This window comes from Halobellus rufus, from assembly GCF_000739575.1.
In the GTDB taxonomy this organism is placed as follows: Archaea; Halobacteriota; Halobacteria; order Halobacteriales; family Haloferacaceae; genus Haloquadratum; species Haloquadratum rufum.
The window spans coordinates 1-21,420 of record NZ_BBJO01000039.1; the positions used below are offsets into that span (position 1 = coordinate 1).

General features: G+C 54.5%; 19 protein-coding genes. 13 read left to right on the top strand and 6 right to left on the bottom strand.

Features of this window, described 5'->3' with window-relative positions:
- On the top strand, positions 1-352 hold a 352-nt coding region (locus ACP99_RS14670), incomplete at its 5' end, for a zinc ribbon domain-containing protein (protein WP_156105748.1).
- 160 nt (positions 353-512) lie between these two features.
- Here the strand turns inward: ACP99_RS14670 and ACP99_RS19430 are convergent.
- Positions 513-1,517 (bottom strand): NAD(P)H-dependent flavin oxidoreductase, encoded by a 1,005-nt coding sequence (locus ACP99_RS19430; RefSeq protein ID WP_081927494.1) that lies wholly within the window; start codon positions 1,515-1,517, stop codon positions 513-515.
- Between the two features lie 547 nt (positions 1,518-2,064).
- On the opposite strand from ACP99_RS19430, the gene ACP99_RS14680 reads away from it, so the two are divergent.
- Positions 2,065-2,829: a TrmB family transcriptional regulator gene (locus ACP99_RS14680; protein WP_049987319.1), complete on the top strand. Its 765-nt coding sequence runs from the start codon at positions 2,065-2,067 to the stop codon at positions 2,827-2,829.
- A gap of 555 nt (positions 2,830-3,384) precedes the next feature.
- On the opposite strand, the gene ACP99_RS14685 is transcribed toward ACP99_RS14680, so the two are convergent.
- Entirely contained in the window at positions 3,385-5,289 is a 1,905-nt protein-coding gene (locus tag ACP99_RS14685) for a PGF-pre-PGF domain-containing protein (RefSeq protein WP_081927495.1), read from the bottom strand.
- A gap of 107 nt (positions 5,290-5,396) precedes the next feature.
- On the opposite strand from ACP99_RS14685, the gene ACP99_RS20105 reads away from it, so the two are divergent.
- Complete coding sequence (locus ACP99_RS20105) at positions 5,397-6,470, top strand: hypothetical protein (RefSeq protein WP_156105750.1); 1,074 nt, start codon at positions 5,397-5,399, stop codon at positions 6,468-6,470.
- A gap of 5 nt (positions 6,471-6,475) precedes the next feature.
- Here the strand turns inward: ACP99_RS20105 and ACP99_RS14690 are convergent, their stop codons facing one another.
- The 3 genes from ACP99_RS14690 to ACP99_RS19435 form a co-directional block, all read right to left on the bottom strand.
- Positions 6,476-7,189 (bottom strand): hypothetical protein, encoded by a 714-nt coding sequence (locus ACP99_RS14690; RefSeq protein ID WP_049987321.1) that lies wholly within the window; start codon positions 7,187-7,189, stop codon positions 6,476-6,478.
- 170 nt (positions 7,190-7,359) lie between these two features.
- Complete coding sequence (locus ACP99_RS14695; RefSeq protein ID WP_049987322.1) at positions 7,360-7,848, bottom strand: hypothetical protein; 489 nt, start codon at positions 7,846-7,848, stop codon at positions 7,360-7,362.
- Positions 7,848-8,858 (bottom strand): DUF58 domain-containing protein, encoded by a 1,011-nt coding sequence (locus ACP99_RS19435; RefSeq protein WP_197052476.1) that lies wholly within the window; start codon positions 8,856-8,858, stop codon positions 7,848-7,850. The genes ACP99_RS14695 and ACP99_RS19435 overlap by 1 nt, the downstream gene beginning before the upstream one ends.
- Positions 8,859-9,677: 819 nt before the next feature.
- On the opposite strand from ACP99_RS19435, the gene ACP99_RS20110 reads away from it, so the two are divergent.
- From ACP99_RS20110 to ACP99_RS14730, 5 genes are all read left to right on the top strand, one after another.
- Positions 9,678-11,540, top strand: coding sequence for a hypothetical protein (locus tag ACP99_RS20110; RefSeq protein WP_156105751.1), 1,863 nt, complete (start codon positions 9,678-9,680; stop codon positions 11,538-11,540).
- Between the two features lie 30 nt (positions 11,541-11,570).
- A complete protein-coding gene (locus ACP99_RS14715) occupies positions 11,571-12,611 on the top strand; it encodes a DUF1616 domain-containing protein (protein ID WP_049987326.1) in 1,041 nt (346 codons plus the stop codon).
- A 66-nt stretch (positions 12,612-12,677) separates the two neighbouring features.
- Positions 12,678-13,412 (top strand): ABC transporter ATP-binding protein, encoded by a 735-nt coding sequence (locus ACP99_RS14720; protein WP_049987327.1) that lies wholly within the window; start codon positions 12,678-12,680, stop codon positions 13,410-13,412.
- 85 nt (positions 13,413-13,497) lie between these two features.
- Positions 13,498-14,637: an ABC transporter permease gene (locus tag ACP99_RS14725; protein WP_231554304.1), complete on the top strand. Its 1,140-nt coding sequence runs from the start codon at positions 13,498-13,500 to the stop codon at positions 14,635-14,637.
- Complete coding sequence (locus tag ACP99_RS14730; RefSeq protein ID WP_049987329.1) at positions 14,637-15,866, top strand: ABC transporter permease; 1,230 nt, start codon at positions 14,637-14,639, stop codon at positions 15,864-15,866. The genes ACP99_RS14725 and ACP99_RS14730 overlap by 1 nt, the downstream gene beginning before the upstream one ends.
- 5 nt (positions 15,867-15,871) lie before the next feature.
- On the opposite strand, the gene ACP99_RS14735 is transcribed toward ACP99_RS14730, so the two are convergent.
- Positions 15,872-16,516, bottom strand: a complete 645-nt coding sequence (locus ACP99_RS14735; protein ID WP_081927497.1) for a metal-dependent hydrolase — start codon at positions 16,514-16,516, stop codon at positions 15,872-15,874.
- Positions 16,517-16,554: 38 nt separating this feature from the next.
- On the opposite strand from ACP99_RS14735, the gene ACP99_RS14740 reads away from it, so the two are divergent.
- The 5 genes from ACP99_RS14740 to ACP99_RS14760 all read left to right on the top strand — a co-directional run bounded on the left by ACP99_RS14740 (position 16,555) and on the right by ACP99_RS14760 (position 21,290).
- Positions 16,555-16,833, top strand: a complete 279-nt coding sequence (locus ACP99_RS14740) for a hypothetical protein (protein WP_049987331.1) — start codon at positions 16,555-16,557, stop codon at positions 16,831-16,833.
- Positions 16,834-17,733 (top strand): DUF4350 domain-containing protein, encoded by a 900-nt coding sequence (locus tag ACP99_RS14745; RefSeq protein WP_049987332.1) that lies wholly within the window; start codon positions 16,834-16,836, stop codon positions 17,731-17,733.
- Between the two features lie 70 nt (positions 17,734-17,803).
- The gene (locus ACP99_RS14750) at positions 17,804-18,769 is read left to right on the top strand and encodes an AAA family ATPase (protein WP_049987333.1); all 966 of its coding nucleotides are present in this window, start codon (positions 17,804-17,806) and stop codon (positions 18,767-18,769) included.
- 172 nt (positions 18,770-18,941) lie between these two features.
- The gene (locus ACP99_RS14755) at positions 18,942-19,838 is read left to right on the top strand and encodes a DUF7139 domain-containing protein (RefSeq protein ID WP_049987334.1); all 897 of its coding nucleotides are present in this window, start codon (positions 18,942-18,944) and stop codon (positions 19,836-19,838) included.
- 201 nt (positions 19,839-20,039) lie between these two features.
- On the top strand, positions 20,040-21,290 hold the full coding sequence (locus tag ACP99_RS14760) for an RNA-guided endonuclease InsQ/TnpB family protein (RefSeq protein ID WP_049987335.1): 1,251 nt from the start codon (positions 20,040-20,042) through the stop codon (positions 21,288-21,290).
- Positions 21,291-21,420 lie beyond the last annotated feature (130 nt).

Here is a 21,420-nt window from a genome sequence, read left to right on the forward strand (position 1 = left end):
CGTTTGGGCGTTCCGACGCCTCTACGAGTACGTCTCCTACAAAGCCCCTGAACAGGGGGTCTCCGTAGAGCAAGTCGAGCCGAACCACACGTCCCAACGCTGTTCTCGAACAGACTGTGGGTTCACGCACGAGAACAACCGTCAGGGAGAACACTTCGAGTGCCAGAAGTGTGGTTATGAAGTGAACGCGGACTACAACGGCGCGAAGAACATTGGCGTGCGATACGCCCGGAAGCGAACACACAGACTCCGTTCCTCGCCCAAGTCGGGGAGCGGAGACGCACTAGTAGACGTGCGTGTGAATGGTGGGACGTTGAACGGTGAGAGTCACCAGCCTATTGCTGGCGACTAATTGCCGGGAGTCCACATCAAAGCCCCATCACCAGAAATCGAAGATTTCTGGTTAGCAGTCAGAAGCTCCGCTTCTGACGACACCCTCAAGGACCGAGGCGCGTATGCGCCGAGGGAGTAGGGTGGGGTAGTTTACTCGTGAGGTTCCACCTGCATATCCATCAGTTAGCCCGTTCCAGTGCCTCGATTGTTTCTTCAGCGAGGGTTACCACAAGTTCATCTGCTGGTTGCTCTTTCTGGGTTAATCCTGCGCTCTGTCCTGCATAAAGCGGCAATTCTTCGACGGCCCCATCTATACTAGGGACTGCAAGCGAATCTTCATACCGACGTATCGGTGTGCCATCATCCGTTTCTGCGACAATCTCACCCTCTCCCGGGCGATCGGCTTCTGGCTGTCCTGCCGCTTTCCAGTCCGCGACAGTCGCGTTTTCAAGTACTCGATGCGGCACATCCGGCCAGCCTTCGTCGAAGAGAGACGAGTAGACCGTTTCGGTCTCATCCGCTTCGAGTACCCGCTGTCGATATAGTCGGTGGACGTGGGCTTCCTCCGTTGCGAGAAACCGCGTGCCGAGCCACGCACCAGCGGCCCCGAGCGTGAGTACAGCGGCAATCCCACGCCCGTCTGCGATTCCGCCAGCCGCAATAACTGGTGTGTCAGGAACTGCATCAACTATACGTGGCACCAGTGGCAGTGTTGCAACCGTACTCTGCACGTGACCACCTGCTTCCCACCCCTGTGCAACGAGAATATCGACACCCGCATCAACGGCGGCTTTCGCCTCTGACGCATTCCCTACCGTCTGAAGAATAGTCCCGTCGTGCGAGTGTATTTGCTCAATATAGGGCGCGGCATCCCCGAATGAAAAGGAGAAGACATCAATTCCTTCGTCAAGACAGACCTGAACGTGTCTTTCCGTCGGAATGTCTTTTGCGTCTGAATCCGCAACAATGTTCACCCCGAAAATACCATCCGTTCTGTGCTTCGTATCGGTGAGAATCTTGCGAGTCGCCTCTTCGTCTCGCCATGTGACAGCGAGCATTCCGAGTGCGCCAGCGTCAGCGACAGTAGCTGCCAGTGCGGGGCAGGTCGCGCTTCCAATCGGCGCTTGAACGATGGGAACGTCAAGACCGAGAGCATCAGTGAAAGCCGTGGTCAGTTGTGACATCGTGAATCAGTTAGAGATCTAATAGAAGAATTTTTGATTCTGTTGATACGTGAACACTCTGTCCTGATCGATTTCCTGTAGGTGTGGGAAACTCTTTTTAAGCGATTTCACACTTGAAGCAAAGAGATCCGGATAGGACACGCCACCTCGTGTCCGACCGGGCAATCGGTTATCAGTTCCGTCCTTTCGTGTCGTGGCTGCGATCGTCAGCATCACCAACCTTGCTTGGACACCCCAGATGGCGAGAAGTGGGAGCTACCTGCAGGGTGAAATTATTTAATGATCGAAGCAAATTACAGAAGCGGGCACGACACCCGTGTCCGACCCGAGCAATCGGCCCCCGACGCCGTTTGCTTGGATTCGTGGCCGCGAAGGCATCATCACGAGCCATATCGGGCTCCGTTCATCACCACAGTGGGCTCGTAACTTGCGGCCACGACCGGCCTGACTTCAGATAGTACACCGATTCATCTGAAGAGTCTGCGTTCGAATTGTTGAGGTGGGCATCGACAGACCGATTCACATTGAGCTATAAGAGCACGTCAGTGTGAGCTCTGAGGACACCCACTCGCTGACGGAACACGAGGTTGTTGAGTCGTTAGAACGGCTTGGTCTCTCGAACTATGCTGCGCAGGTGTTCGTTGCACTGCAGTTGTTCGGCCCAGGAACGACGAAGCAACTCACAGAAGAAACGGCCGTCCCCCGATCACAAGTGTATGGCGCAGCTGAAGAGTTGATCAATCGCGGTCTCGTGGAGTTACAACAATCAACACCGAAGAAATATCGGGCGGTAGATCTCTCAGCTGCGCGCCAGCAACTGCTTGATGCCCTCGAATCAGAAGCCGATCGTGCCTTTTCATTTCTCGAGACCAACCAACATAACCGGTCGGCGGAGAATACCGATGAAGACGTCTGGCTTATACGGGGACGTGTTCCGATTCAAAATCGGGTTGTTGAGCTGCTTGAAGGGGCTGAGGAGTCCATTGTCTGTGCGTTCTTTGATCCAACAGCCCTGTCCGAACCCATTGTGTCTCAGTTAGAACAGCAATCCAATACTGAAACCGCTGTTCGTGTTCTCTGTCCAAACGAATCGGTTGCAACTGTGCTTCGAGAGCTGGATGCTCTTGTCGTCGATCCCTCGATCGATGCAGCGATATTCGATGGTGTCGGCTGTGTCGTCCTCGTCGATAATCAGGCGTTTTTAGTGTCGACAACGACAGCAGAAACAACGACTCCCGACACTGCACTGTGGTCTGCTGAGACCGTTATTGCGCGGCTCTTTGTTGCGGTGCTTTCGGAAATTCTGCCGTGAATTTCTTAGGAATATTCGAGGCCCGCATAGAATTACTCTCTAGTGATATTTTGATCAGTGATGTATAATGCGTATGGTGTCACAGCGAGGACACCAAGAATAACGAAATACTCGATCCACATTTCACCAAATTGTGTTGTATCTAGTGTGATTATCCCGCCGTGAGTAATAGCGACGCCAAGTAAGAAACTAAACATAACACCGAGACCAATTAACTCCACAAGAACCACGAAAGCAGTGAGCCGTTTCAAAGACATACTCACAGCATACATCAGGATTCTCAGCTATTGTTATAGAGACCCAAGAGGCATCCCTGTGGGGTTATCTAGAAGAGGCGATGAATCACTCTGCTTGTCCTACTCGCTCAGCTAACGTCAGTTATTTTTTGAGAGGAGGGCGTCCTGAGTCCAGACGCCAGAGTGTCCACTGAGAGCGCAGTCTCCAGAGGCAGGAAGAATTACTGCGTGAATCGTTCAGCCGTATAGTTCGTTCACACACCAGAAACCGAAGGTTTCTGTGGACGCTGATTCGGAGTATCCTCCTCCTACTCCTACTTCACTGATTTTGTTGGTACCAGTATGCACCCCCACCAAGGGCGATGATCAGGATGAGGACGCCGATAAGCAACACCGGGCTCATCCCATCATCATCCTCAGGCTGGGGAGTCGACGTGGTTGGCTCCGGCTCGGTAGTCGGCTGCTCAGTAGTTGGTTGGTCAGTCGTTGGGTCCTCCGTAGTTGGAGTTTGCTGTTGGTACGTCACTGCGAATGGTGAGAAACTGTCAGTCTGGGCTTCGACGACAACCTCACCGTTATCCGAGACGACCGAAGTCTCAAGATCCCGCCACTGACCGTCGATGTAGTGCTCAATAACCAACTCGTTGGGACTCACATCATCAGGCAATGCAGAGGATTGGACTGAAACCCGAACTGTCGCAGTCGAACCTTCAGCCGGGTCGGGGGCCGAAATGTCGACCGCGGCAACACGCGGACGTGTGGGTTCCGGTGTCCCTTCGGGGAGGTCAGTCAGTTCTTCGACGGTCACCTCACCGCTGACACCGGGATTCGTAATCTCGACCTGACTGACACTCGTTCCACCAGAGAGCTGGGCTGTTGCAGTCCCATCGTCTCCAATCTGAGTCGTTACTCGGGTCGGCGTATCTGGCTCAGATGGGTCAGCACTCCCACCGCCACCTGAACTTGGTGGGTCATCATCATCGTCATCGTCATCGTCTGCTTCGACGATCTCAATCGTTCCAGTGGCAGTGCTGAAATCATCGACTCCATCCCCTTGTGAGGCGTAGATGTATTGGTACTCTCCAGTGGACCAATTACTGTATGTCTCTACTGTGAGCGTCGTAGTATCCTCATCACTTTCGACAGCGACCACAGAAGCATCAAGCGTTTCCGATTCTGTGGGCTCCGTATCTGGTACCGGTTGATTCGTTTCGTCAGCCACGAATTCGATGACACTCGCAGCCGTGAAATTGCCGGATCGACGCTCGTCGCCAATGGTTGTCCCGGCCACTGTCACACTGCCATCTGCCTCAGCAACCCCGTTGACATACTCGAGATCGTGCTCAATATCGAGATTATCCGTCGATTGATCTTCGTCGAGTTCTCCCTCTAGGGTCAACGTTGTTTTTGACTCCGTGAAGGCCTCTTTATCATAGAGGACGAGCGAGTGATTAGTTTGGCCAGCATCAAGGTTAGACCCGACCTCGAAGTCGATATCTTCGCCACGTTCACTGCTCTCGGGGGCGTCGACGTCAGCGGCAGAAGCTTGAACCGTAGCTGCCTCAAGCCCGATGATATTCGCTTCGCCTGCGACTGAGATCTCCTGGTTATCGACTTCTAACCCTCCGTTTGTCTCCGGCTCTGCCAGCATAAACACATAGTGTCCGGAGCTCGGGGGGTCATATTCGTATGTGAGACTGCCATCCGACTCAAGTTCGACTGATTTCTCTTCGAATGTCGCGTTTTCGTTGGCGTTCTCTGAGGTTAAGAGCTCGGTGAGTTCACCAACATCACCCATTGACGCAGAGACACTGTCACTAGTTGCGGTATCTGGTTCGAGTTTCGCGATAATTAGATCTGCATCAGTATCGAATTGGTTTGAGGTTGGATCAAAGGTTAACTCAATCTGTTCCTCACGGTCGAAGACCGAGAGGTAATCCTTATTTAACATCACGTCCCCGGGCGACTCATCCGCATTCACGAAGACCTCTTTGTTTTCTACGACGGTCCCAGATTGGCTCTGGTTCGTTCGAAGCGGAAAGATCGCTTCTTCCCAGACATCAACGTTTTCGGTCGCGTGGATCGTCTCATCCGAGGAGAGGCTGGCTGGGTCAGGTGAGGAATCGGCCCCAACCACTGCAGCCCCTGCCACGGATGTACACATCAATATTATGACCAGAACAGCAGCTAGACTCCGTAAGCTACTGCTTAATCTATTTGGCATATGATACACGAGATATTCATATCGTATAATATTTTCGCCTAACTGGGAGATCGATCTTTCCAAAGGCACAAACTCTATATGAGTGACCAGAGGTTGAGGAAATACGGATGGCCCATCGCGTCCCTGCGTTTTTGTTGGTTTTACTTGTTGTACTGTCCATCGCTATCGTGCCATTCGGTGGAGCTGCTCAGCAGTATAGTATCGCTGCATCGGATTCGACAGATACCGAAGAGCGAACGGTCACCGTCGATGGAACTGACTACCAAGTCGGGTCTGTTGGAACGGTGCCTGTAGACGGCTCACTTTCTGTCGATGTCGAAGCCCCAGAAGACACCCCTGTGCAGGTGAATCTATACAATAGCGATCGAGACATCGTGGAGTTCAAAGAACAATCTGGAAGCGGAGATGTGACGTTCGAGATGGACGGCTTGACTCCGGGATCATACGTTCTTGTCCTCCAAAACGAAGATGACGGCGCGATTGAATCGATCCAGCCGGTGGTTGTTGCTGGCTGGGATGTGTCGTTATCTGCCTCGACGAACGCCGAGAATGAAATCGGACAGGGAGAGACGCTGTCTGTGACGGTATCGAGTGAGGAACACGAATCGATGCCCTCTCCAGAAGCCGTTGAAGTGGTCTTCACCCGAGATGACGAGGTCGTTTCCAGAACGGATGCCGAAAGTACCGGTGACGGCGAATATGAAGCAACACTTGATTCGGATCGTGACACTGGATCATATCAGGTGTATGCGAATGTCCGAAACACGACGATGGTTGAAGATCGACACGAAGTTGTCGGTGTTTCTGACTCACATCCGATCGAGATCGTTACCGATGCAGAAACCACTGAGGAGTCTGGATCGAATGGGCAAGGCCCAAGTCAGGGCTCAGGGGGAGGCCAAACTGGACCGGAGTCAACGACAACTGAGACCCCATCGACGTCCACAGTAACGCCTGAAACGACTACAACCACTAGTACCGACACGACGGATTCGGAAACACCAACTGATTCTGAAACAAACGCCACTACCACAACCTCAACATCGACTGAAAGCAGTGTGATCACTGCCTCCTCAGAAACGTCACCCGAAGATTCAACGGAAAATGCAACACCTGGATTCGGATTCTTGGCTGCGATGCTTGGAGTCGTAGGGTTCGTGCTGCTCTTCCAGAGACGATAGTTCAGCTACGTGGCTTGATTCTCGGTATCGGCGAATTCGGCCCACTCGATGGCGATGGTTGCTGTGTCCGCGTCGGTCCTCACCTGCTCGACGATCACTGGCGTATCGAGTCCACGGGCGAGGCCAACAGCAAGGAATGATTGGATCGGGTGATCAAACCGAGATACTGGACCGAACTGTGCGTCGGTGATCTCGAATATGAGTTGATGTTGTTCGGCGGTTATGTCCGTCTCGATTGCTGTCGCGAGCTCGAACCCCTCAACAAGTCCCTCAACAAGATGGGCACTCAGTGCCGCTGGTGTCTCGGGTAACGTCCCGGTATGAGTCTGTACAAATTCGTCGACGAGCTGAGAGCCACTTGGCTGTAGTGCGATTCCCGTTGTTTGAGGTGAATCCCCAACGACAAATACGTTCGTGAGCGACTCCGGAAGATCAGTTGTGCTGCCTTCGGGAATGTAGAGTCGGCTACCCTCTTCGGTTTCTACGTAGATTCGGGTTCCGGAGAGGCCGAGTTCTCCCGAAATCTCGGTGAGATTCGCCGCAAGGGGCTCATAGATCGCTTCACCGATCTCAACGGGAATGAACTGCTCTGGGGTGAGATACCAGGTCAGTACTGCTGCAAAGGCTCCGATTCCGGCGAGCGCAAACAGGAGTTGCTGGGCTGCCGTGATGACCACCCCCGCGCCGCCAGCCACGATGCTAACGCCTGCAAGGCCCATTGCTGTTCGACGATAGGTGTTCTGCCGTGTGGTTTGATACTGCTCTCGGAGGCGTTGATTTTCCGCTTTGAGCGATGCAACCCGTTCAGTGAGTGTTTCAGCATCCGCTACTTCTTCGGAATCCGATTCTGTCTCGTCGCGTTCGGCCGTTTGGTGAGAGTGATGGTGACTCATTGGTCGGCTGTGAGTAATCCAAGGCTGAGTTGTTCGTATCGGTGCCCAAGGTACAGAAGGACGCCTGCGGTGGCTGCGACACCCACAGTTGCGAGGATGATTCCGTTGGTTTGGACAAGTAGGAAGATGCCACTCGAACCGACGGCAACCAAGCCCCCGACTCCGAACAGTGCACGCCATTGACGCAGCGTTCGAAAGTCCGCAGCGAGAAAGAGGATGGATGCTGCTTCAAGGAAACCAATCGCCCAGAGGGGGAACGGCTCCGGGGTAAGGATCGCCCCCACGTGGAGTAGCAATATACCGAGTACTCCGCTGCCTCGGACTCCCACAACGAGTCCAGATAGAGCCACGAGACTACCGAGTGGACCTAGTACCACGCTCAGGCCGATGACAGCAAAAAGCGTGCCGCCGATCAGTGCGGTTGTGGCTCCTGTGAGCCGTTCCTGAGCGCCGACAGTGAGGCGCTGAAGCGTCGGACGCTGCATTATGCATCCCTCCCATCGAGAGGCTGGGGACTGGAAGTTCGCCCGGCAGCGAAAACAGCCTGCATTCGCTCTCGTGGGGTGACTTCATACGCAGCAACCTGTGGAATCGAATCGAGTTCACGACGGAAGTCCTCGAAATCGAGATACTCGTCATACATCGATTGGTCCGTCTGTTGTGTCTGCGGTGTGAAAAACGATGACGGAGTGACGAACACGGTCACGACCCCATCGTTTTTGGCTGCCATCTTCGCGGCTTCGATCGTTCGACGTGGATCCGTATCGTCAGTGAACAGAATGGTCCAACTATGTCGATTGTTTGTATCGACCGACCGACGCACCGCCTCGAATAACGGATCTTCAGCCAGTCGCTCGATATACGATCCCGGTTCAGCAAAATACGGCCGTAGTGTCCTCCCAAGGGAGGATGTTCTCCCTTCAAGTCGTTGTGCAAGATGGCTAGCCTCTGCTGGACCTCGAGGCGCGGTTCGTGGGGATGGTGTGGGAGATGACTGCTCTGGTGTCAGGTTCTGAAGGGTCCAACGAATTCGATGATACTGTGAGACCGTCTCTGCTGCAGTGTGTTGGATATGGAGTCCTTGGTCGTTGAGTACCGTCAGCGAGAGTGGGTCAGAAGCAGACTCAGCCAGTGTAACAAATCCAAGTGCAACTTCACGGAGATACGCGAGTTTTGAACGGCCACGAGGTCCTACCCAGAGCGATTCACGAGCATCGACGAGCAATGCGATATCTTGAGTCGTTTCAGCTTCAAACTCCCGCACGTAGGGGTCATTCAACCGAGCAGTGGCCTTCCAGTCGATCCGCCCAACACTGTCTCCGGGGCGATACTCACGCAACTCTGCTACTTCGGTTCCACTGCCGATCTGTGCAGAGCGGTGCTCACCATATTGACCACCGTAGCGCTCGCCATACTGTCCGATATGGAGGTCCGTGGGAGCGGGTGTCTGGACTGTCACCGTCACACGTTGGTCGATCTCGAACGTTTCGGTCACTGAGCCGCTTGAATCCGTTACTGTGCAATTGATTGCTGGAAGCGAAAACCGCCCGGCAATCGGACACTCGACCTCGTGGAGCACATCCGTACGTGTCGTCCCCGACTCGAGTGTGAGCGTTTCCTCTGGTCCCTCAAGTCCAGGTCCATATGAGATCGAAAGAGAGACCGTTGCCTCTGTCGTTTCCTCACGTGTTGCTGTGATTGTCACTGGGAGGGTACCGCCACGAAGAGTCCGGTTTTCCGCAGCGCCGACATCGATGTTGAGGTTGTCTTTGACAGAGGTGAACTCGGATGTTGCTTGCCACTGAATAACGATACCGCCTGCCAGAATCGTCGTTGTTCCCACGAGGACGACTGGCCGTGCAGTAAGTGCGGCCCCACAGAGCAATGCGAGGAGGAGACCACCGACCGATCGCAACCGCCGTGTGGGGAGCATTACAAGCCCTTCTGCACCCCACCCATTGAATATTCTGCTCTCTCGGCTTCTTGGGTTTGAGAAGGACATTTATATCACCGGAGTAATGTGACGATTGTGCGTACACCGTCGGCTGTGGACGTTTGTCTTCTCGTAGGTATCTGTCTCATTTGCAGCGGAAGCGTTACCGGGTTGGTCGCAGACCCTTCGGCACCTCAGGGTGATGGGGTGGTTGTTGATCAGAGACAGGGACAGGGACCACAGTTCCAGCAGAACACTCCTGAGACGACGCCGATCCGTCACGAAAATCCCGAGAACGCGACCGAGGATGATTCGACGGCTGCACTGCAAGAGGCGCTTGCATCACGGCTTGGCCAACGGCTGGAACGGAGTAGCATCAATTTGAGTGAAGGACAGTATGAGCAAGCAGAAGCGGCACTTGGCGATGAGTACACACAACTACTCAGCCAATATGCTGACGTTTCTGAGGATGGAGATGGAACCTCCTCTGCAGAATCGTTCGAGCAAGCTCGTACCCAACAACAAACTGTTTCTGAGGAACTCTCTGAATACCAACGTACGTACCAAGCGTATCGTGAGGCGAAAGCAGCCGGGAATGAGACACGAACACGTGCACTGGCTCGGGAACTGCTTGCGTTACAGAACGGACTCGAAGAAAACGTATCGGAACTGAATGGCACCTATACCGAAATTCAAACCTCCACTGAAGTAGACGTCTCAACGGAACGCGACCGTCTCCAGTCGGTATCACAGAACGTCTCAGAGACGAGCACAGAAATCAGATCGGCTGAATTCACGTCGACACAACTGTCTGTGCGCACAGAAGAGCCACACGGCTCGTTTATTGAGCCGATCGAGATCACCGGAGCACTTCGAACAGCTGATGGAGAGCCAATCGAATCGAGCACAGTCGCCATTTCAGTAGGCGAGCAGACACACTCAGTCCAAACGACTGAGCGTGGCTCATTTACCCTTTCGTATCGGCCAGTTACACACCCCGTGGACCTCGAGACGGTCACAGTGGCGTATGAACCATCCAACGCCTCGCTGTATCTCGGGGCGAACGACACAATCAACGTCTCCGTATCACAAACTACTGCGACGGTCCAATTACAGAATGTGTCCGACAGCGCCGGGTTCAACGATCGTGTTACAGTCCGTGGTTCCGTCAGCGTGAACGGGACACCAGTAGGAAATCTCCCGTTGGAGGTTCAGCTCGACGAGGAAACTCTCAGTACGGGCACAACGATGCCTAATGGTTCGTTTGTAATTGATGGCCGAGTTGATGAGTCGCCTGCTGTAGGAGCACAGCCGCTCACGATTACGTCGTCACAGCAAAATCGGAGTATTGCTGTCTCATCTGCCAATACGACACTCGATATTGTGCAATACGAATCGACGCTGACAGCGACTACATCTCCGGACGGCAACGAATCCATGCTGCTGTCTGGGCGGCTGAGTGGGCCTGAGAATCGATCATTGCCGGAGAAGACCCTGACCGTACAGGCACACAACGAAACCGTCACAGAGCTGTCTACCGGTGCAGACGGCACATATGAACGTTCGATTGCACTCTCCAGGTTACCAGAAAACGCTTCGACACTTACCGTTCAGTATGCAGCGACGGACTCGAATCTCAATTCGGCTTCTGCAACCGCGACAGTCCCGCACAGAATGACAGCATCGGAGAGTGGTATCCTGACGACGCTCCAACAACCACTGCCTGTACTCGTGATCGTTGGGACACTGCTCAGCCTCTCCGGGGGTGGCGTCTATGCATATCGGCAGCGGCGGACGACTCAGTCACAAACTGCGGAATCAGAGCAGACGACGACGTCCCACGAAGATGACACAACAGCCGATCAACCCACCGACGCAGACACGGACGTCGCGCTTTCGTCAGCGACTGCGGCGTTAGATCGCGGTGAAACCGATCAGGCTGTCGTGATGGCTTACACAGCAATTCGTGCCCAAATCGCCGATCACTATTCGGTGCCAACGCAGGCAACGCACTGGCAGTTCTATACTGCTGCTGTCGACAAAGACCTCCCAGTTCGCGCTGAGTTCGAGGAGCTCACCACCCGGTATGAGCAGGCACAGTATGCACCGGAGCCAGTTTCTACAGCAACGGCAGAGACAACAATTGAGACGGCAGCGAATATCGCCGACGGTCTTGACCCACAAACCAGCAACGCAGATACGTCGAGAGCTGACGGTTCGGTGGCGGAGTTGCGAACCGACTGACTTTTTGTCCCCGATCAGTTGGGTGTGAGTATGGCTTCCGGGCACGATTGGCGACTCTTACTTCCGAAGCAACTTCGTCAGTTGCCCGCAGATCTCAGTGCGGTCCTCATTTGGGTGCTCGTGACGAACATTGCGGTGTTCACGCCAGGACTTCAAGAGACGCCACTTCGGATCATCGTCGGGTTGCCGTTGGTCCTCTTCGTGCCGGGATATGCGTTGATTGCTGCGCTCTTTCCAGAATCCTCCACACCGATCGACGACCAAGAGGAGACATCCAACACAGACGCCGAGAATACGGGACTCCGAGACAGTGGGATCGATGGGATCGAACGCGTCGCGTTATCCTTCGGCCTCAGTATCGCCGTTGTTCCCTTATTGGGACTGATACTGAATTTCACGCCATTCGGCATCCGATTAGTTCCGATTATGGTGTCGGTCAGTGGGTTCACGCTTCTGCTGACGGCGATTGCTGCTCAACGACGCTGGGAACTCCCGGCTGATGAGCAATTCCACGTCCCATACACAGAGTGGATTGCAGCCGCTCGAAGCGAATTACTTGAACCAGATACTCGTGGTGATGCAGCACTCAATATCTTACTTGTCATCAGTATTCTGCTCGCCGTTGGGAGCGTCGGGTACGCCGTCGCAGTCCCACAGCAAGGTGAGAGTTTCTCGGAGTTTTACTTGCTCACTGAAGATGAAGACGGCGAATTAGTCGCAGATGGTTATCCAACAAACTTCACGGTTGGAGAATCTCGCTCACTGATCGTCGGGATCGGCAATCAGGAACACGAACGCGCTGAATACACCGTGTTGGTCGAACTCCATCGAGTCGAAACGACGAATAATTCCACGACAGTTCTTGAACGAGAGCGACTGAATCGGTTTGACCCTGCGGTTGCGCACAATACCACGTGGCACAACCCACATACTGTCTCACCAACGATGACCGGCGAGCGACTTCGCTTAACATACCTGCTGTATCAAGGTGAGCCACCGCAAAATCCGTCCGTTGAGTCCGCATATCGGGAAGTTCACTTGTGGGTGAACGTAACGAGTCAGACAGAGTAGCTCACTGGCTGTGGCCTATGCTGAAAACAGTTAAATAGATCCTGTCACTCACTTGATTCAGACACGATGGAAGAAGCCACCCAGATGTCGCCCTCCACACAAACACCGGTGGTTTCCTGTGCTGATGTAACCCGACAATACACACGCGGGTCCAGCTCCCGGTTTTCACGCCGTTCACATCCGACAGTGACGGCACTTGATGAGGTCTCAGTAGATATCTACCCCGGAGAGTTCGTCGGAATCGCTGGGCCAAGCGGCAGCGGGAAATCAACTTTGCTGCATCTGTTGGCGGGCTTGGATACACCGACTGGTGGGGACGTCACGCTTGCTGGGACAGAAACGACAGGCCTCTCCGAACAGCGTCGCGCTCGCCTCAGATTGGCTCACGTCGGCATCGTCTTCCAACACTTCTACCTCCTGCCGTCGATTTCCGCTCGGAGCAACGTTGCACTCCCACTCGTCGAAGAGGGAATCGGGACGGCAACGCGTCGTGAGAAGGCCGTTGAACTACTCGAAGAGGTCGGGTTAGCCGACCGCACCGAGCACAAGCCAGGCCAGTTGAGTGGTGGAGAGCAACAACGGGTTGCGATTGCTCGTGCGCTCGTAACTGATCCATCCGTATTGATTGCAGACGAGCCAACAGGCGAACTCGATACCGCAACGGGCGAGCAGATCATTCGGATGCTGAACAGACATACTGATGGGCGAGCTGTCATCGTCGCCTCCCACGACGAACAAGTGCTCGAACAGACGGACCGTGTAATTCGACTGCGGGACGGCCAAGTTGAAAACGATGGGTAGGCGCCACCGGTACGTGGGGATACTCCGGTTAGCTGTTAGTCGCCTCTGGGGACGGCTCCGTCAAGGCGATGGACGGCAACTCCTCGTGAGCATCCTCGGAGTGGCCATTGCGATTATGGTGATGGTCACAGTCGGCGGCGTCGCGTTAGGGCTGACCTCACAATCGGCAATCCAAGGTGAAGACGTCGATTACTGGATTGTCCCCGAAGATCGCACCGCATCGTCGATTGCAGTATCAGTTGATAGCGCACAGTTAGGTGGGACACACGCTGTGTCAGAACGGCTGAATCGCAATCCGGAAGTTGCGTACGCAACCCCCGTATTATTGCAGGTACTCCAAGTGAACGCGCCCACATCGAATACCTCTGAATATCTCATCGTTGCTGGAGTCATTCCTGGTGAAGAAGATCGCGAGATCTTAGGGACTTCTACTGCGCCGTTGACGCCTGGCGATCCCCATTATGCGAACGGTTCCTACGATGGGCCGTGGACTGGGGAAGTCGTCGCCAGTGGGGCAGCTGCTGAGTTGTTAGAACTGGAGGAAGGAGATGCAGTCACGTTCCCTCGACAACAGTCGAATCGAACACTCCACGTAGAAAATGTCTCAGCTGGCAGTTACACGACCGGCGCAGGTCCACTCCCGGTCGTGTTGATGCATCAGAGCGAACTGCAGACGATGACGGACAGTACGAACGGTGATCCGGCCGATCAGATCCTCGTGAGTACGACGAGGGCCGGAGTGAAATCACAGCTTGAAGACCTGTATCCACGAACGACCGTTATCGCGAAAGGCGGGGTGGCTGGCCAAGAAGTCTCGACGTCAAGTCTTCCAGTTGCGATCGCGGTGACCGCCCTGCTTACAGCGGTGGTTGTCGGGACGCTCTTTGTCGCGACGATGATGGGCTTGGAGTTACACGCGAACCGACGTCGCCTTGCAGTGCTCACAACGATCGGCTATCAAACTCGCTCGCGGGCCTTCCTCGTCGTGGCTGAAACATTTATTTTGACGCTGTGTGGAACCGTGTGTGGCATCCTGCTTGGGATTGGAGGGATTCAGCTCACCAATCTCCTCGCCGAACAGTACCTCGGCGTCCAGTCGGTGGCACTATTCGATCTACGGCTGGTACTTGCAGCCGGCATCGTCGCCACGATCATTGCTGTCTCAGCCTCCCTGTATCCGGTCTGGTTGACACGGCGGACGGATGTGTTGGAGGTGCTCGGCTAATGCGGTTGCTTCGGAAACTTCGTGCGGTCATCGGAATTGCGATACAGCAGTTACGACACGATCGGGGCCGAACGGTACTTGCGGTGTTGGGAATCTGTTTGGCTGTCCTCTCGATGACGCTGCTTGGGAGTGTTGGACTCGGGGTGATCGAAACCGGTGAGGAGAAATTCGATGCCTCTGGACGAGATCTCTGGATTACCGGTGGACCAGTACAGCTCGCACCGGGGAGTGTCGGCGGATTCGAGAATACAGTATATGACGCACACGAAATCTCTAGAGATATCGAACAGCGTGAGGATGTCAAAACAGCGGTTCCGATGGCATTCCAAACCGTATATGTCTCTGCGAACGGTTCGGAATTTGATACCCTTATCGGAACCGGGGCTCCAGCCCGTGGTGGGTCTGTGCAAATCACCGAAGGAGAACCGTTCTCCGCACGAGATACGCATTACGCGGGGGGAGCATATAATGGATCGATGACCTACGAGGTCGTCATCTCACCACAAACTGCCGAACAGTATGACGTCGGCGTCAACGATACGCTCTATATTGGCGGCTCAATCCGAGGTGCCGAGCGCAATGAATTCCGCGTCGTTGGCATCTCACCGACGTTCTCACAGTTCCTTGGGACACCAACCGTCGTGACGCATCTAAGTGAGCTACAGGAACTTACCGGAACCACCAGCAATGATCAAGCGACGATGATCACCGTCGACGTCAGTGATGATGCATCAATCGCTGAAGTTGAAGCGGAGCTTCAAGAGACCTATCCGGAATACGACGTGCGGACGAATCGCGAGCAACTGCAAGCGACGCTTGAACGGCAAGCGGTCTTAATCGCAGCTGGCGGGAGTCTCGTCGTCCTTGCTGCCATCGCCGGCATCGCACTCACGACGAACCTGCTGCTCTCATTGGTGTATCAACAACGACGCACGCTCGCCGCGCTCCGTGCACAGGGTGCTGCGGCATCTACGCTCGTCGGCGTGATCGGTACCCAAGCGATCTTACTCGGCCTCGTCGGTGGGGTCCTTGGGGCAGTGGTGACGATTCCGGCGATCAACGTCCTCAATATCGTTGCCGAAACGGTAGTCGGATTCGAAGATGTCGTGAGCATCCAACCGTGGATCCTTCTCGGTGGAATTGCCATCGCGCTCGGAATCGGTATTGTCGGCGCACTCGTGGCTGGCTGGCGCGTATCGCGGCTCTCCCCACTCGAACAACTTGGGTGAGGGACCTAGAGATCGTCGGATACTGGTGGATCTTGGGCTGGCTCTGACTCGAAGAGGAGATCTTTGATCCCTGGCATCCCATCATACACCCACACGAGGATGGATATCACTGCGAGGATGAGTCCGGCGAATACCTGTGGCGTGAGTTCGAGTGTGAGGAAAAACTCGATGAAACTTCGTGAGTCTCCAGTTGGAACGGGCGTCAGCGGCCAGAGCAGATAGCCCAATCCGACATAGTCCCCAGTTATTGCCGGCCCGATTCCATCGCCAATCACGTGAGAAAGATATCCGATTCCAAACGCGGTGGTCAGCGCCCGCTGATCGGGATACTGAAACAGTACCCAGAGCACGCCCACTAGCAGTATCAATGTAAAAAGCGAATGACTGAGACTTCGGCCATAGGGGAGGATCGAGACCGTCCACGAGAGTGGTTTATCGATCAGATCCGGAAACTGCGTGCCGAATCCAAGGGCGAAAACCGACAACCCCACTGGCGGCCGACCAACAGCGTGCCGCGAATACAGTGAGTACAATAGATACCCAAACGCAGCGTGTCCCCACGGTAACATCGATTGATGTGTGGCTATGTGAACATATAGGCCCGTCGTTCGAGCTCTCGTTTTCTTTCTTTTTCTCCATTTCTTTTGCATCCGATACCTTGGTAAGGGACGGGTGAGGTATCGTGTGTATGGCCATTGCGCACCGATTACGGTTCGTTCACGCGACGGTGGCGTGGGGACTCGGTGCCGTGCTCATTTTAACTCTCTTAGAGGCACTTTCGTATGAACTCCTGTTTGTGACGACGCTCATCGGATTTCTCGTGATTACGGAACTGACCGCCCCATTTTCGATTTCACCAGCGTGGCGCCGCCGACTCCTGTATGTAATCGTCCTTGGCCTTGCGGTCTTTGGATATATTGTTGTGCGACGCATCCTCGAAATCCTCCCTCCGGGAGTGATCGGCTAAATGGATCTTCGAACACTCCTCACTCCACGTGCCCTCCTGTGGACACTCGTCGCTGTCTTGTGTGTGGTCTTGTTGGTGACTGCGAGTACGTCGACGGCTGCATTCAGCGTGTTCAATCCCTCGTGGGATGGGGCCTCCGGCGTCCAAACAGCGGCCGAAGAGGAGGGAATCGAAACGCAGGTTGCGCAGTCAACGGCCGTCTATGACGAGGTCGAGCCCAACGAAACCGTCGCTGTTGTGATCGGGCCTCAAGAGCGGTATACGCCAGCGGAACTCGCCTCCATTCGAGCATTCGTTGATCAGGGTGGGACGCTCATTGTTGCCGATGATTTCGGCGACGGGAACCAACTTCTCAGTGGAGTTGGTGTCGAAGCACGATTGGATGGTCGACTCCTCCGGGATCCCCGGAATTATGAAGGTACGACTGCGATGCCGATTGCGACAGTCGTCACAAATGACTCTGCTGTGTCGGTAGCTGAGTCAGTTCAGTTGAATCACGGAACTGTCGTTGAGGAACCGACTGGAACCGTTCTCGCCCGAAGTTCGGAATTCTCCTATCTAGATAGTGATCGCGACGGGGAAATCGATGAGACCGAATCGATTGAGTCGTATCCGGTTGCCGTCCGTGAGGAATTCGGTACTGGAGCGGTCATCACAGTCAGCGATGGCAGCCTCTTCATCAATGCAATGCTTGAGCGCGCTGACAACGACGCCTTCACTCGAGGCCTCCTTACGGAATCATCACTTGTCGTACTCGACACCACTCATACATCTGCAACGCCACCGCTGCACGCCGCACTGTTGGCCCTTCGTTCGAGTACACTGCTCCAAGGGGCCCTTCTCCTGCTGTTGGGTGTGGTGGGATATCTGCTCCCCACGGTATCTCGCGCTTTTCGGTGACTCGAAGCCGCCTCAAGTTGGAGTGGCATTTCCGGGGGATTGACATTCTAGAGTCTCTTCGATAGCCCCAATGACAGCGCCCGCGGATGTTCATACGGCAATTCAAGACGAAGTTGAGAAACTTCTGATCGGCAATGATGAAGTCATTGAGGGGCTCACGATTGCATTGTTAACGCGTGGGCACGTGCTCTTAGAGGGAGTTCCAGGGGTGGCAAAGACGACGGTGGCCAATATTTTCGCGCGAGCGAGCGGGTTGGAGTACTCACGCGTGCAGATGACACCCGATATTCTCCCTGCGGACATTACCGGAACAGAAGTGTATCGACAGCCGACTGGGGAGTTTGAACTCCAGCGTGGGCCAGTTTTTGCGAACGTTGTGGTAGCTGACGAAATCAATCGGGCGACGCCGAAAACCCAGAGTGCACTGCTGGAGGCGATGCAGGAACGACAAGTGACGATCAATGGACGTACACTCTCGTTGCCAGACCCATTCATCGTGGTTGCCACACAGAACCCAATCGAAATGGAAGGCACCTACGAGCTACCGGAGGCCCAGAAAGACCGATTTATGCTTAAATACAATATCGACGTCCTTCCACGTGATCTCGAAAAGCAAGTGCTCGATCGATTCGACACAGAGCCAGACCTAACGCCCGAAGCGCTCGAGCAAGTCATCACCCAAGAACAGCTCACGACCGCTCGGGAGACTGTCCGAGCAGTCTACATAAGCGAGCCGGTCAAACAGTATCTGCTTGACATCGTAGCTGAAACACGAGAGGCTTCAGAGATCGCCCACGGTGCGTCGACGCGTGCGTCGCTTGCGCTGATGAATGCAAGTAAGGCCTATGCGGCGATTCACGAGCGCGATTACGTAATTCCTGACGATGTCTTGGAGTTAGCTGTGTCTGTCCTCCAACATCGGCTTGTGTTGACGACTGAAGCAGAACTGAGCGAACAACCCGTTGCAAGCCTCCTTGAAGAACTCATCTCGACAGTACCCGTCCCAGAAGTCAACACAGCAGAACTGACAAGCTGAGCGTACGTGGATCACTGACAGGCAGGGTGGGGTATGCGCTCGTATCTCTATCATTTAACACGTAGTAGTTCGTGGGAGCAACCAAATGGTCAATGCATCACCCTCCGAAGCACCCTCCAACTCGGAGTCACACTCCGAAGACACACCCGAGCCATCCGGTGTGCGCGACCGAATGCTTAGCATCTACCGGACATACATCGGTGAACCAAACCAAGAGCGTGATATCTATCTTGGATTCGGATTGTTTTTCGCCGGTGTCACACTCGGCATAGTCGGACTCGCACTGTACGTCCACAGTAGCTCTCAACCCCCCGGCTCAGAGTTATTCTGGCAGTCACGAACTATGGCGTTTGTTGCTGGGACGCTCGGCTTGCCAGCTGCAATCTTGAGCATCGTCGTGTTGCTCCCCGTTGGTCGGCAAACACTCATCACTGGTATTGTCGGGGCCATCTTCTGCGTCATTGCAGCAGGCATTCTGATCAACGCATATCCGTCTCAGTGGTCAACTGAAGCCACGATTGACGGGGGTGTTCGGATGATCTCCGTCTATGCGTTTGGCTTGATCTTGTTATCGGTCGCAACAGGAACGGCGCTCGTTGCACAGTATATTGAACGTGCAGCACCACAATCAGAAACCGTAGACGGAGGAGACACCACAACGGAAGCCAACACAGCCACCGACTCCGACGTTACCGATGACCAGGTTGAAGCCGACATCTCTGCAGCGCTCGACGATACTGAACTGTCGTGGGGTGGAGTCGAGAAACAGCCGAATACGAAACGACTGAAACTTAATACCTCAACGGGGACAGACGCGGAAATTGAGCGTGCAGACCCACGTAATGTGGAGGCCACGACGACACGGTCGAAAGGAGATAGTGTCGATGATGCCGTGGATGGATTACGACGCCTCCAAGGTGGAGAGACGAACACCCAGCGAGGAACGAGTACTGAGGATCAAGTGGCAGCACTCACTGAGTTCCGCGAGGAACAAGAAACAGAGGCTGTCGAAACTGGAGTGGACGAATCGAGCGGTCTAACCGGTCGTATTCGGAAGTTCTTCTTTTGAGGTTTCGTTGCTTTTTGAGTGTCAGTAACCCACGACTGACGTCGTGGGCTTCCACCTTGTCTATCTTTCTACGAGGAGAGAATCCCGGCGTTTACGCCGGGGGTGAATCCGACAACGCTGACACAGGCCTCTCACCGATGGCAGACTGGATATTCCACGCTAATCTATACCATTAAGTAAGCGTATTTACATAGCCTATGTATGGCGATTAAGGCCACACGCACCTACGTTGGTTCCATCAAGAACCACCAACAGGTTTGCGATGGCCTTGATTCGCTCGGAGACTCCGCCTCCAAAATTTGGAACGTCGCGCGATGGACAGCTGACCGCATCTGGGACGCAAGCGGCGAGATCCCGAACGGGAGTGTGCTGAAATCGTATATGAAGAACCAGCCGTGCTGGAAAGATTTGAACGCACAATCCAGTCAGAAAGTCATCGAAGAACTTTCCGACGCTTTCCACTCGTGGTTCGATCTGCGACACAAGTTCGATGAGGCGAATCCGCCCGGCTACCGCAAGCACGGCGCCACTCGGCCCAAGAGTACGGTGACGTTCAAAGAAGATGGGTTCGAACACGACCCTGAGAACAACCGCGTCCGACTCTCAAAGGGGTCGAATCTGAAAGAACACTTCTCTGACTTCCTGCTCTGTGAGTACCAGACTCGTCCAGACGTTGACCTCTCAGAAGTCAACAGCGTCCAGAATGTTCGTGCCGTCTGGACTGGTGAGAGATGGGAACTCCACTTCGTCTGTAAAGTCGAACTCGAAACAGCGGATTCGGCTGGCGACGAGGTCGCGGGGATCGACCTCGGCATCACTAACGTTGCTACAGTCGCGTTCCCCGACGAATACGTGCTGTACCCCGGCAACTCGCTCAAAGAAGACAAACACTACTTCACCAGAGCCGAGTACGACACCGAGGGAGAGAATGGCCCCTCAGAGAAGTCGAGGTGGGCACGTCGGAAACTCTCCGATCGTGAGACACACTTCTACCACACACTGACGGACACCATCATCACGGAGTGTGTCGAACGCGGTGTTGGCACGCTCGCGGTGAGTTGGCCTGAAGACGTTCGAGAGTCAGACTGGGGTACAACGGGGAATAAGAAACTACACTCGTGGGCGTTCGACCGCATCTACCAGTACCTCGAATACAAAGGCGAGATGCGCGGTGTCGAGGTACTGAAAGAAAACGAGTGGAACACCTCGAAAACGTGTTCGGCGTGTGGAGACGACACGAGATCGAACCGCGTCGAACGTGGGCTGTACGTCTGCTCGTCGTGTGGGTTGGTCGGGAACGCGGATTGTAACGGGGCGGAGAATATGCGTCAGAAGATAACTCCGAGTCCTCACGGTGAGGATAGGAGTAACGGCTGTGTGGCACAGCCATCGACATACTTGTTCGACCGCGAGAACGGGACGTTCAAAACGAGAGAACAGGCCGTGTCGTAGACCAGCAAATATCCCACCTGCGGTACGGGAAGCCTCGCCGTTTACGGCGAGGAGGATGTCACCAGCGAATCTAGACGAGTCCCGCAGAGCTTGGTTCAGAGCGAGTGGCCAGCGTGAGAGACACCAACAG